This is a genomic window from Streptomyces sp. NPDC057697, from assembly GCF_042799335.1.
Taxonomy (GTDB): Bacteria; Actinomycetota; Actinomycetes; order Streptomycetales; family Streptomycetaceae; genus Streptomyces.
This window is the reverse complement of record NZ_JBHVJA010000002.1, coordinates 909909-923530: the sequence shown is the minus strand read 5'-3', so window position 1 is coordinate 923530 and position 13622 is coordinate 909909. Positions and strand designations below refer to the sequence as shown.

The window sequence follows — 13622 nt, the reverse complement described above, 5'->3', positions numbered from 1 at the left end:
GCGGGCGGCCGGTCTAAGATCGACGCTCTGGTGCCCAGGCACGGTCAGCGAGGGGGTGCGCCATGGAGGCGCTGCGTCAGGACGATCCACGCCGCTTCGGCCCGTACACCGTGCTCGCACGGCTGCGCGGGACCGCCGGCAGCGTGCAGTACCTCGCGCGCGACGCGGCCTCCGAGGACGCGGTGGTGCTCACCGCCGCCCGCCCCGAACTCGCCGTGCTGCCCGCGTTCCGGCGCCGTTTCCAGGCGGAGGCCCGCACCGCGGACCGGCTGACCGGCGGCTGGGTCCAGCCGCAGCTGGGCGGCCCGGGGGCAGCCGGTGACGAGGAACTGCCGTGGACGGCCACCGCGTATGTACCGGCGCTGACGCTCGCCGAGGCGATCGACGCCACCGGACCGCTCCCCGAACGGACCGTACGGATCCTGGGCGCGGGCCTCGCCGAGACCCTCTCCCGGGTGCACGCCACCGGAGCCGTGCTCCAGGGCCTGGCTCCCGGCACGGTGCTGCTCGCCGAGGACGGACCGCGGCTCACCGCGTTCGGCCCGCTGGGCGCCGCGGCCGCCGCTGAGGCCCGGCCCGGCGGCCAGCTGTCGGTGCGGCTCGGCTATCTCACCCCGGAGCAGGTGGCGGGCGAGGAACCCGGACCGCCCTCCGACCTTTTCGTACTGGGCCTGCTGCTGGCGTACGCGGCGACCGGCACGACCCCGCTCGCCGACGGCCCGGCCGCCGAGGGCGCCGAGCGGATCGCCCGCACGGCCCCCGAACTCGGCGCGGTCCCCGAGGAGTTGCGCGACCTGATCGCCCGCTGCCTGGAGAAGTCCCCGGCCGACCGCCCGACCGCCGGGACCGTGGCGGCCGAACTGGCCCTGGAGGGCGCGGCGGGCCTGGCGAGGGACGGCTGGCTGCCGGAGGCACTGGCCGCCGCGCTGGCGGAGCAGGGAGTACGCGCGCGGGCCACGGTCACGGCGGGTGCACTGCCCGAGGCCCCGGACGACGCGGAGGGCAGGACGGAGAGCGGTGCCACGGCCGAGGCGGAGGCCGGAGCCGACAGGGCGGGTGGGACGACGGGCGAGGCCGAGGACGGAGCCAGCGCGGCGGCCGGCGCGAGGGCCGAGCGGGACACCGGGGCTGGCACGGCGGGTGGGACGACGGCCGGGGCAAACGCAGGAACCGCCACGGCGGCCGGTGAGGCGGCCGAGGCAGAGGACGGAACCAGCGCGGCGGCCGGCGCGAGGGCCGAGCGGGACACCGGGGCTGGCACGGCGGGCGGGACGACGGCCGAGGCAGAGGACGGAACCAGCGCGGCGGCCGGCGCGAGGGCCGAGCGGGACACCGGGGCTGGCACGGCGGGTGGGACGACGGCCGAGGCAAACGCAGGAACCGCCACGGCGGCCGGTGAGGCGGCCGAGGCAGAGGACGGAACCAGCGCGGCGGCTAGCGCGAGGGCCGAGCGGGACACCGGGGCTGGCACGGCGGGTGGGACGACGGCTGGCGCAAACGCAGGAACCGCCACGGCGGCCGGTGAGGCGGCCGAGGCCGTGGGCGAGGCGGCGGACGCATCCGCCACCGAACCCACCCCGGCCAGGGTCCCGACTCAGGCTCCCACCCCGGCCACGGACTCGGCCCCGTCCCCGTCCCCGTCCCCGGTCCCGGTCCCGACTCAGGCCCCCACCCCGACTCCGGATACGCAGACCGCCCAGCTCGGGGCCATCGGGCGCCACGCGCCGAGGGCCGACCGGCCGACGACCCAACTGTCCGTCCCGCAGGAACTCACCGGACGCCCCGCCGCAGCCACCCCGGCCCTCCCGCCCGGCACCACACCAGCACTCCCCGCAGGCCCCACCCCGGCCCGGCCCGGCGGACTCGCCCCAGCCCTGCCGGGCGGCCCCACCCCGGCCCTCCCGGTCGGCCCTTCCGCCGCCCCTTCCGCCGTCCCGTCCGCCGGAATGCCCGGCGGGGTACCGGCCGTACCCCCACCCATGGTCCCGGTAGCCCCTCTCCCGCTCCCGATACCCTCGCGCCGCACCAGCATCAGCACCACCTCCTCCTCCCCCGCCATGGACCGGCGCACGCTGCTGATCGGGCTCGCCGCCGGAGCCGCCGGGCTGGTAGTCGGCGGCGGCGGAGTACTCGCCCTGGGCGGTGGCGACGGGGACACGGACGCCCCCGAGCCGACGCCGGACCACAGCGGCCCCACCATCGCGGGGCTCCCGCCACAGCCCCGCTGGGTGTACACGCACCCGGCGGCGGAACCGGCCCCGCTCACCGCCGCCGTCTGGAACGACCGGCTGCTGGTCCTCACCACCAAGACCGGCGCGACCGCAGTGGACCTGCGCACCGGACGCCGGACCTGGCAGAACGCGGACGCCGCCGAAGGGCAGACCGCCCTCCCCGTCGGCAAGGACCTCTGCTTCGTCGCCACGCCCTCCGGGTTCCTCTGGCTCTCGCCGAAGGACGGGAAGACCGTGCACCGGGTGGCGCACGCGGACCTGTCCCCCGGCACGCCGAAGCTGTCGGCACCGGAGTTCGTCGGCGCCTCCGGGCCGGTGATCTGGTTCACCGGCTCCGAGAAGGCCACTGTCAAGGCCCCGCCGCCGAAGAAGGGCAAGAAGCGCGGCAAGGACAAGCAGGTCGTCAGGGCCTATCTCTTCGCCTACGACCTGGTGCGGCGCGAGCAGCTGTGGCGTGCCCCCGTCCCCGCCGGACGCGGCCCCGGCACCCCCGTCCACCGGCTGATCGCGGTCCGCCAGGACGACCTGGTGATACGCCAGAGCCCGGCCACCCTCACCCCGGGCGACGTCCGGGACGCCAAGGGCAAGGCGGTCTTCCGGAGCTTCGACCGCAGCACCGGCAAGGCGCTGTGGACCAAGCAGTTCGGCACGGTCGCCCCGGACGCGGCGGTCATGGGCGACGACCGGGGCCTGTTGTACGCGGCGGTGGGCGACGATCTCCGGGCCTTCGAGACCCCGGGCGGAAAGCCGAAATGGACCCTGAACGGCACCGGCGACAGCCCGTACGGGACACCCGTCGCCACCGGAGCCGTACTCCACACCACCAACCGCAACCAGGAGGTGGGCGCGGTCGAACGGGAGACCGGCCGACTGCGCTGGCGCCGCTCGACGGAGGCGGCGATCACCACCGCCGCGCCCGCCGTCACCCTCAGCACGACCGGCCGCACCCTGCTGGCCTCGGACGGCTCCCAGGTCACCGCGTTCGCCGCCGAGGACGGGCGGCGACTGTGGAAGTTCCAGGACATCGGCGCCCAGGACCCGAAGGGCCCCACGGTCACCGCCCCGTACCGGGTCCTGACGACCGGCCGTACGGCCGTCGTACAACGCGACCGGATCTTCTACGCGTTCCCGGTCGCCTGAGCGAACAGCCCGTCGATCCAGGCGTCCCCGGGCGGCGGCACGAAGAAGTACCCGCCGCCGGTGGTGAGGACGTACTTGGCCATGGCCTCCCCCTCCAGACGCTTCTGTACGGCCTCGAACCCGGTGGCCAGGTCCCGTTGGAAGCAGGAGAAGACCAGCCCCCTGTCGCCGCTGCCCCGGTCGTAGTTGTAGCTGCGGCGCACCAGGGGCGGCGGGTTGCGCCGATCGGGGGCGGCACGCCGCACATGTGAATCGAGCGGCGTGGCCCTGCCGTCGGGGTCGGCGGCGAAGCCGGGCTGCTCGCCGACCGGAGTACCGTCGAGCCAACGGCCGTCCCGCCGCCGCCCGATGATGCGCTCCTGCTCGCGGACGGAATCCTTGTCCCACAACTCGGTCGCGAACCGCACGATCCGTACCACCTGATAGCTGCCGCCCACGGCCCAGTCGGGCTCGCCCTGGCCCCTGCGCACAACGGCCCGATCGACCACCTCGCGCTCGGTGCCGGGGTTCCCGAACCCTTCGGTGAAATGAAACGGATTACGGGAAAGCCCCTTGCCGTCCTCGACCCGGTTCTCGTCCCGGAACCCGTCGACCCGCCACCGCACACGCCACCCGGCGGCCCGCCCCACCACGCGCTCGGCAGCCTCCCGCACAGCTCTCTTGTCGGCCCCGGTCACCTGTACGAGCACGTCGCCATGCGACTGTTCCGGGTCGAGCAGATCCCCGGCAGAGGGTGGCATCGCCCTCAGTCGGCGAGGACGTTGCGCCCCTCCCGGCACCCCTCCGTCAAAAATACGGCTTCCCAACGCGAGCCAGGCATCGACACCGCCCCTGTCAACCGCCGCAACCGACCGCTGCACCCGGGCCAGAGCAGCCTTCAACTCTGCGGGCTTCCGGCGACCCGCCAGATCACCAGCCAGATCCAGGGCCATGACACGCGCACAAGCGGCAGGCAGCAAGCCTCGCAGAGCAGCCGATGAGCGCGTGGAATCACCCGGTGGCCTCCGGAAGGGCGAGGCATTCGTCGCGATCACACTTGCCCCTCCCACAGCCACCACGGTCGCGCCCAGCAATACGCCTCTTCTGGTTCTCACGCCCACATCCCCGTCCCAGGGCCGACTTTGAGTGCGCAAATCCTACCCGCTACCGGCGAGAGATTCGGAAGATACGACAAAGACTCTCTTCACGGAAAATCCTCCTCCAAGGCTGCGGAACCGGCCATCCACATAGACGAAATACAGCCTGACGCCATGAGTGAGAGCCTTCGGAAAACATTCACAGCAAACGAACGAAAATCGCGGCGTGCAGCCCTACAAACTTTCTGGGTTGGCCGCTCGTTCACGCGGAACAGCCTCGCGTCCGCATCACATCGAGGCGTTGACCATCAAGCGAACAGTCTCACTGTCGGTATTTTTCCACTGCCCACCAAAACCCGCGCGTCCGAACGCCGAATCGCCCGCCCCACCGAATGCCTCCACTCCCTCAAGGAACACAAGAAGCGGCAGGACATGGAGCGCCAGGCTGTCGGCTCGGACTGGAAGGGCAGTGGCCTGGTCTTCACCACGCCGACCGGTGGACCTCTCGACCCTGCCAACCTCACCCGTCGCTTCCGTAGCTTCCTCGACCGGGCCAGACTCCGCCGCATCCGCTTCCACGACCTCCGGCACTCAACCGCGACCCTTCTCCTGGAGCAGGGCGTGGACCTCATCGTCATCAAGAAACTCCTCGGCCACGCCCACATCGGCGTCACCGCCGGCGTCTACGCCCACGTACGCCTCCGACTCCAACGCCAAGCCATCGACACCCTCGGCACCGCCCTCAGCCGAGCCGACGTCGGCAACGACGATCCATCTGCCGTGGCCGTCGTCCGCTGACGTTGCCGTCACCGTTGCCGTCAAACGACACGGGAGCCCCACCGAGCTGTGCTCGGTGGGGCTCCCGCTTTCAGCTCTCCTGAAAGGCGAGAAATCCGATCAGTTCGATCGGACGAGGTCAGCAAGTTCGATTAGATACTTGTTAAACCTCAAGTCGCCATGAGCGGAAAAAAGCACCTCAAAGGCCGACTGAAGAGCCATATCCGGGGCTTCCTTCAAATCGCACAGAGAGACAGTTGAAACCACATCGGAAAAGCTATAGGAGAGCTCCACCGCGCCTCCTGCCATCACAGCTGTAATTGAATCCTGAGTTTGCGAGGATTCCACAACTGACGCACCGGAAGATACGACTTCGCGGCACAGCTGAACAAGCATCAGGACAAAGTCCACGACGGGGAGGCCAGGCGTCCTCAATTGAACCTCGTTGCACCCATCGCCGATCACTACGTCGGAACTGAAGTAGTGAAAAGTCAGGCCATCGGCCGTTAGCGTGCGAGCTGAGAGTCCCGACAGGCCGTCGGCATCCCAGGATGGATCTTCGGTGCGAGGTAGGAATGCAAACGAGATCACTTCGTCCCCTAGTACATAAACTTCGGCATCGCGGTGACGAAGTTCCCCGCATCATCAACTGCTATTCTCATGCCGTTCTGGCCCATCGCACCGACTTCCACATCGCCGAAATCGTAGTCGATGTAATATCCGCCGCGAGGGTCGGACTTAGACCTAGGAACTTGCGTCCCGTTCTTGATCGCCTCATCCACCATCCCTCGGAATCGGGCCTTGTCGATGCCATCGGCAAATACATTCTCCACCTTTCCGGCCTTATGGTAAGCCCCTCCAGGTGAATGCTGGTCCCAAGCATGGTCAAACTGCCGGGTTCCTACAATGCAGTTTGCATTGTGGACCAGTACCGGAGTCTTACCCGCCAGCACATAGTACGTATGCAGGTCATCAACGGTGAGGTTGTAGACCTTCGTTGACTGGGCCCGGTGCTTGATAGCGGTGATCTGGACCCAGGTGCCGGCGCTCGTTTGCAGCCATTGCCCGGCCTTGAGACTTCCTGCCTCTACCCACTGGTGCAGCGCGGGCACCCAGAACGCGTGGCCCTCGGTGGCGGTGATGCGGTTGTTCTTCGTGTTCTGAGCCCGGCCGGTGTCGATGGTGAGGTCGACGAGTTGTTTGTCGCCGTTCCCCTCGATGAGGGCGGTGACCGTACGGGGGCCGGTTTCGCCGGTTTCCGGGTTGGTGGCGAGGACCTTGTCGCCGGTCCTGATGTCCTTGATCGGCTTGCGCGTGCCGTCCGCCATCAGCACGGGGGTGTCTGCGGTGAAGCTGTTGTGGGTCAGACAGCTCCCGGCGCGCATGGTGCCTCTGGCTGCCATGAAGGCGCTCAGGGCTTCGCCGGCCATGCCCATCATGCAGCCGGTCAGGGCGGCGTTGCCGACTTGCCCCCAGTTGACCTTGCGGCCGGAGAGGCGCTGGAACGCCCAGTCGATGCCGCCGTCCATGAGCCCGCCGACGGCGCAGGCGGCGATCATGGGGTTGTCGCCGGTGGGGTCGGTGTAGGTGGTGGGTGAGGACAGGGCGTACTGGTAGAGGTTGGTGCCGCCCGCCTGGCCGATGGGGTCCTGGGAGATGAAGCGGCCGGTTTCGGGGTCGTAGTAGCGGTCGCGGTAGTAGAGCAGGCCGGTGCCGTCGTTCTCGCGGCCGGTGAAGGTGTACGGGTTGGAGGAGACGGCTCCGGAGACGGTGGGCTGGCCGTTGGGGTCGTAGGTGTATTTCGTGGCGATGGTGCCGTCGCTGTCAGCGAGGCCGATCACCGATCCGAGTGCGTCGGTCAGGTAGATCTGGGTGGCGCCGTTCTCGGTGCGGGTGAGGAATTCGTCCAGGCCGGAGCTGGCCACGGTCGCGGTGGTGTCGCCCGTGCCGTTCTGTTCGACCAGCGGGTTGCTGCCGTCGGTGAGGAACTTGTTCGTCGTCCCGCCGACGGTCCTGGTGCTGCGGGTGCCCAGGGCGTCGTATCCGAAGCTGCTGCTCTGCCCGGCCTTGGTCAGGCCGGAGAGCTGGCCGCGTGCGTTCCAGGTGTAGTCGCGGATGCCGTCCGTCTTGAGCCGGCCGTCCGCGTCGTAGGTGAAGGAGCGGCCGTTGAAGGTGGTGAGCCGGTTGTCCTTGCCGAAGACGGAGCCCGTCTCGGCGGCCGGCAGGGCGACGTTCGCGAGGGAGCCGGTCAGGCCGGTCTGCAGGGCCCGTTCGTCGCGGGTGTAGTGGAGGTCGCCGATATTGCTGGTGCCCCGGGCGTAGGCGATGGATGTGATGGTGCCGGTCTTGTCGTAGCCGGTGGTGCGGGTGATGCCGCCGGGCATCGTGGCGGTCTTCTCCCGGCCCACCGCGTCCAGCTCGAACCCGATGTCCTGGGTGCCCGACGTGATGGAGGTGAGGATGCCGGACGTGTCGAAGCCGTAGCCGGTCGTCTGGCCGCCCGCGGTCATCGTCCTGCGGCGGTCGGCCGCGTCGTAGTCGTAGCTGACGGTGCCGGTGGGACCGGTCACCGTCTTGGGCCGGTCGTAACTGTCGTAGGTGAAGGACTGGTTGCCGGCCTGACTGTCGCTGATCTGCTTGAGCAGGTCGTGGCCGTCGTAGTCGTAACTGACACTGGATTCGGCCTGGCCTGCGATGTCGACGCCGTACTGGGCGGTCTTGGCCCGCCCCAGGAGGTCGTAGGTGGCGAGCGCGATCTTCCCGGAACGGCTGGTCGCCTTCTTGAGCAGTCCGGCCGCGTCGTACTCGAACGTGGCCTGGGCACCCATGGCGTCGGTGGCCGTCCTGGGGCGGTCCGCGTCGTCGTACTCCCAGCCGACCTTGTTGTTACGGGCATCGGTGAGGGTGGTGAGGTTGCCGTTCTCGTCGTAGTCGAAGCCCGTCGACCGGCCGAGGGGATCGGTGGCCTTGCGGGGCTGGTTGAGCTTGTCGTAGACGACGGTGGTGAGCGACCCGGCCGTGTCGGTGAGTGCGGACACCCGTCCGGCGGCGTCGGTGAACTGGCTCGACACCCTGCCCTCGGCGTCCTTGACGGAGACCAGGTCACCGTTGCGGTAGGTGAACTCCGTGACCGCGTCGGCATTGTCGGTGACGGAGGTGAGCTGCCCGTCCGGCGCGTAGGCGAAAGTGGACGTGCGGTTTTCCGGGTCGGTGACCGTCCGCAGGTTCCCCTGGGCGTCGTAGCCGAAGACGGTCTCGTTGCCCAGCGGGTCGCTCGCCCTGCTGGGCTGGTCGAAGGGGCCGTCGAAGGTCGCCGTGCCCGAGGAACGGGCGTCGGCGGTACCGGCCTGCTCGACGGACCGGGTCACATGGCCGTTGGCGTCGTAGGTCAGCTCGGTGCGCCGGCCGTACGGGTCGACGACCGCGTCGATGCGGTGGTTCGGTCCCCGGATGTACTGGGTCCTGCGTTCGAGGGACGTTCCGCGGGCGGCGACGTCCAGGACGCCGTACCCGGCCGCGTCGAACTCGACCCGGCGTATCGCGCCGCCCGGCTGCGTCACCTCGGTGGAGGTGATCCGACCGGTGTCCGTCCGGGTGTAGGCGAAGGAGTACTTCGCGCCTTCGGTGAGGATCTGCTCCTTGACCCGCCCGTCCGGATAGAACGAGTTGGTCATGTACGTGATGTCGCGGGCGTCCTTCGCCGTCAGGATCCGGTTCGAGGAGCCGTCGTAGGTGTAGCGGGTGACCTTGTCGGCCGGGTCCGTCACCGTGCTCAGCCGGTCCGCGCTGTCGTATGTGTAGGAGGTGGTACGGCCGGTGTTGTCGGTGGTCGTCTTCACCCGGTGCTCGGTGTCGTAGGCGAGGGAGATCCAGTGGCCCCCTGGTGTCGTGATACGGGTGATCTCGCCCTTGTTGCCGGCCAGTCGGGTCAGTTTGACGGCGTTGCCGTGCCGGTCGCGGATTTCCTTTAGCGGCGAGTAGTGCGGGAAGACCCATACGGTTCCGTCACGGAACCTCAGCTCCCACTCGCCATCACCATTGTTGATGATCTTTGAGCCGCGGAACCCGGCCGGCGTGTCCAGGGGTTCGAAGACCGCGTCGGATACTCCTGTGCCCGGTGATGTCCTGGTGAAGTGGACCTTGTTGCCGCCCGGCAGATAGAGGTCGACTTCCTGCCATTGTTTCTCGGAGTGGAAGAAGGCGTTGTACGGGAGATCGCGGCCGATGCCGAAGGCGCGCTTATGGGTGTCACCCTGCCAGTAGGTGCGGGTGATCTCGGCCGAGCCCCGCGGGTCGGATACGGCCAGGTCGGTGCGGGAGTCCGTGAGCATGCCGGTCGTGAGATCGACGGGGTCCCCGGAAAGCCAGTCGATGACGTCACCCAGCCAGGATGTGTCCCAGGGAACCAGACTGCCTATGTTGAACATGGCGCCGTGGAAGGACCAGACGCGGGTCTTGGCATCAGGCACGACCTGGCGGCCGTCCGCAGAGACTTCGCCATGCCCGTAGACGTGCCAGCCCTTCTTTTTCGGATCGTAGTCCATGAACTCGACACGGGTGCCCGGGGCTTCGTGTGTGTAGTTGGGGTAGACGACCTGCGCGCCCTTGGGGAAGACGTACGTTCCGCCCGGCTGGACGGTGAAGTAGACGGGCACCACGCTGTTCTTCGGGAGCGGGAAGGGCGGCCGGTCGATCGGGATGGCCGAGATCCCGAGTTCGGTGACCGGCTTGCCCTTGTCGTCCCGGACCACGGAGCCCTTGGGTATCCGCACCTCAAGGCCGGGGATCTTGGGGGTCTTCAGTACGATCTCGGCCTTGGCCGGGGCAGAGAATTGCACAGCGTGCTTGGTGTCCAGCGGTGTCATCCATATCGGGAACCCGAGGTCAGCGGTGGCGCCGCTCTTGGGGCGGATGTGGATGTCGAACCGGCCGTAGCTTCGCTTCCTTGTGTTCGCACCGGCCCCGTCGACCACCAAGGTCGTGGCCTCGGGACTGATCCCGGCGAGCAGGAACCTGCCATGACTGTCGGTGCGGGCTGTCTTCCGGCCGATGGTCACGGTGACCTCGGACAGAGGTGTGCCGTCGAGTCGCAGTACATGCCCGGTCATGGCAGTGGAGCCGACCGGGGCCCGCAGGGCCGGTGGGGCCTTGGGCGCTCTGCCCCGCGCAGTGATCCAGTCCCGTCCTGCCAGTTGGGCCTTGACGGGCTGCCAGGCATCCTTGCCGGAAGGGACGGTTCTGGTCGCAGTCTCCGGTTCTGCGGGCTTGTTCTCCTGGGCCGAAGCGGAGGCGGGTGCGATGGTGGTACCGGTTGGCTTGAGACCAAGGTTGTAGGTGCCGGTCTCCATCGATCCCGGCTCTACGACGAGGGTATGGGTACCGGTGGCCGTGAGTGCCGGCAGGTCGGTCGTCAGGGTTGTGTTGGGCATGTACCGGCCGTTGACCAGTGATTTGCCGTCCGGGCCGTAGACGTACAGAGTCCAGTAGGAATGTGGTGGGGCGTCGAGAGCGAGTGTGAGTTTGTCACCTTTGGTTGCGGTGAAGGTGTAATGCGCGTTCTGGCTGGCCAGGGTGATGTTTGCCGGATGCTTCTGCCCGTCGGCCTGAAGGATGCCTCCGTCGGCATCCGGTACAAGTGTGGCGGTGGTGCTGCCCGTCGCGGGTTTATTGGGCCGAACGAATACGTAGTGGGTGCCAGCTGCCAAGGGGGCGAGGAGATCGGCGTCCGACGGCGTCTTGGATATCGACGTGAGGTATGTGCTGGTGATGGCACCTGGCGCCTGATGTACGACTTGAGCAGCCTCGGTGAGTGTGGTGCCGGTGAAGGCGACAGCAGCTCCGTCGCCTGCCGCGGCCGTTATGACCAGCGCAATCTGCTGCCCTGGCCGGGTGATCTCGGCGGTCGCGCTCGGGGCGGACTCGGAGAGGGGTGCGAGGGTGGGCTTCGAGAGCCACAGAGTCATGGCGCCGGTTGCTGCGCCACCGGGGGCGAGGAGCAGGACGTACTTGGCTCCCGGAATCAGCCCTGAGAGATAGTTGGCCGCGGACGCGGCGGCGGGCACCATTCCTACGGAGCTGCCATTACCACCTTCCGGTCCGATCAGACGCACATCCATGCCCTGAGTGACGGTGTTCGCTGTGACAGCGAAGCCCAGGGAGACCGCGTCCGGCGCGGTGAACTCGACGCGGAGTCGTTGGCCGACCCGTGAGAGGGACGCCTGTACCGAGGCTCCGTCAGGCTGCAGGCTTGCGGTGACATCCGATGACAGCGTGAGTTGAAGGGTTCCGGTCCCGCCCAGGTTCGGGGCAATGGTAATCCGGTAGATGCCGGATTCAGGCAGATCGGACAATCCTACCGTGCCGGCAGCTCCGGGGGCCACGTACTGTGCGCTGACGACCTTCAGCCCCGACGGGGCAGTCACCGTGATGTTGACGGCGGTGGTGAAGGTGTTGCTGGTGATGCCCAGTGCCACGTCGTCGCCGGCTTCAGCCTCGAATGTCGCTTCTGCGTCCTGCCCGAAGCGCTGGATGTCGACGGAGACTGCGGGACCTCCGACGGAGACGGCTCCCACGGCGACGGGGGTCGACAGAAGCAGCGTGATCGTCCCGGTTCCGAGCCCATCCGGTTTGGTGGTGAGTGTGTAGGTTCCAGTGCTCGGGAGCTGTGGACTGTCCCACTGCAGGCGCGAATTGGCCGAAACCGTGAACTTACTGCCGATGAGTTCCCCGGCCGGACCTCGGACCTCCAGCACGTTGAAAGAAGGGAAGTTGCCCGCAGTGACACCCAGCGAGATGCGCTGCCCCGCCTGAGCAGCGAAGGTGGCGGTGCCGCTCTGTCCCGGCCTGCCGATCGGGAGAGCGACCTCTGGTCCGGTGGAGCTCAGCTCGCCTGCCTGGATGGGGTGGGATCCGGTGATCCGGACCGTTCCGGTTCCGGCCCGATCGGGTTCGACGGACAACAGGTACCGGCCGGACTCGGTCAGTGATGCGATAACCGATGAGGCTTTCCCTTTGGCTGAGGTGTAGAGAAGGTCCAGTTGTTTGCCGGATGGTGAATACAGCCGCGTGTTGACGGACGCGGTCATGGCTGCTGCGTCTACGCCCACGTTCAGCGACTGCCCGAGCTGAGCGTCGATGGTGAGCAGCGCCTTCTGGCCGGCCCTGGTCAGCATCACGTCGGTGGCAGGCCCTATCGGGTCGACGGCACCGGTCTTGGTCTTCGAGACCGTCACGGTCACCGCACCGATGTTGTTCGAACCAGGGGTCAGCATCAGGGTGTAGCGTCCCACCACTGGCAGGTCTCTGACCTGCCAGTCCCCCGTAGGCTTGGAGAACGATCCGGTGCCGACCTGTTCTCCGGTCGGTGCTATGAGCTGCACCGGAACGGACACGTCGAACGTCGATGCGGTGAATCCGAAACTGATGTTGTCGCCTTGATCGGCGTCGAACAGCACCTCGGCACGGTTGCCCGGTGTCGTCACCGATACCGTCGGGGGTGCCTCGTCCGTCACCGACGTCTTCTTCGACGACTCGATCTCGGAGCCGCTCGGCAGGATCTGGTAGCTCGAAGGACTGGCGGTGGTGCCGGCCGGAGTGGTGAGCTCGATCAGCCCTGTGGCAGCCCCTGCGGGCACGAGCACGGTCAGTGCACTGTCCGTACGGGACTTGACCTGGGCAAGTACTCCCCCGCCGAATCGGACCACGTTATCCGACACGGCTGGTGCGAAACCTGATCCGGTAAGGACGACTTCGGCACCCACCATTCCGGATGTCGGAGCCATTTTGCTGACTGAGGGTGCTGGCGTGGCAGGACTGAAGGACTCCGCGGACCGAACCGCCTTTCCGCCGATTGTGACCGAGACAGGTCCGTCAGGCGCTCCTGCAGGCACCTTGACCTTGAGCCGAGTTGTGGTGGCGGACACGACTTCGGCCGTCGCCGTCCCGAACGTGACGGTGTTCGCCGTCGGTGTCGTAGCGAAGCCCGTGCCGGAAATCGTCACAGTCTCGCCGGTCGCCGCACTGACCGGTACCAGGGAGAGCACCGACAGGTCGCTCGTAGGGAACTGGTCGATCCCCAGCCGGTTTCCTGCCGCGTCATATCGGTAGCGGGCTGTCTCGCCTTCCGGGTCGCTCACCCCGACCAGGCGCCCAGCCGCATCGTAGGCATACACCGCGTTGTTGGTCGTGAGCCCGTCGGCCGTCGCGGCTGTGGCTTTCGACTTGGTCGACTTGGGCTGCTGTGGCCCGGAGGACCGCGCCACAGGGGAGTGGCTCGCGTTCGGCAGCGTCCCCGGAAGGGCCGAGGGCGGCGCGGCGGAGGACGGGCTGCCACTTGGCAGGACGCCGGGGGCCTCCGATGGCGCTCCCTCGGAACGGGTTGACGTGGAAGGACCCGGCA

At 68.1% G+C, this 13622-nt stretch carries 4 protein-coding genes and 1 pseudogene; 2 read left to right on the top strand and 3 right to left on the bottom strand.

Features of this window, described 5'->3' with window-relative positions:
* Window positions 1–62: 62 nt before the first annotated feature.
* Window positions 63–3371, top strand: coding sequence for a PQQ-binding-like beta-propeller repeat protein (locus tag ACFVFH_RS09060; protein WP_383765284.1), 3309 nt, complete (start codon window positions 63–65; stop codon window positions 3369–3371).
* Here ACFVFH_RS09060 and ACFVFH_RS09055 read toward each other — a convergent pair.
* A complete protein-coding gene (locus tag ACFVFH_RS09055; RefSeq protein WP_383765282.1) occupies window positions 3350–4303 on the bottom strand; it encodes a Dyp-type peroxidase in 954 nt (317 codons plus the stop codon). The two genes, ACFVFH_RS09060 and ACFVFH_RS09055, sit on opposite strands and share 22 nt — an antisense overlap.
* Window positions 4304–4771: 468 nt before the next feature.
* Between ACFVFH_RS09055 and ACFVFH_RS09050 the strand changes: the two are divergent.
* Window positions 4772–5245 (top strand): annotated as a pseudogene (locus tag ACFVFH_RS09050) (tyrosine-type recombinase/integrase); the annotation flags it as partial.
* Window positions 5246–5344: 99 nt separating this feature from the next.
* On the opposite strand, the gene ACFVFH_RS09045 reads toward ACFVFH_RS09050, so the two are convergent.
* Both ACFVFH_RS09045 and ACFVFH_RS09040 read right to left on the bottom strand, forming a co-directional pair.
* Entirely contained in the window at window positions 5345–5815 is a 471-nt protein-coding gene (locus ACFVFH_RS09045; RefSeq protein ID WP_383765280.1) for a hypothetical protein, read from the bottom strand.
* Between the two features lie 8 nt (window positions 5816–5823).
* On the bottom strand, window positions 5824–13485 hold the full coding sequence (locus ACFVFH_RS09040) for a polymorphic toxin-type HINT domain-containing protein (RefSeq protein WP_383765278.1): 7662 nt from the start codon (window positions 13483–13485) through the stop codon (window positions 5824–5826).
* Window positions 13486–13622 lie beyond the last annotated feature (137 nt).

What these genes read in the sequence shown, in the direction of transcription:
- ACFVFH_RS09060 (WP_383765284.1), top strand. Translation starts at nt 63, where the DNA reads ATGGAGGCGCTGCGTCAGGACGATCCACGCCGCTTCGGCCCGTACACC.
- ACFVFH_RS09055 (WP_383765282.1), bottom strand. Translation starts at nt 4,303, where the DNA reads ATGGCCCTGGATCTGGCTGGTGATCTGGCGGGTCGCCGGAAGCCCGCA.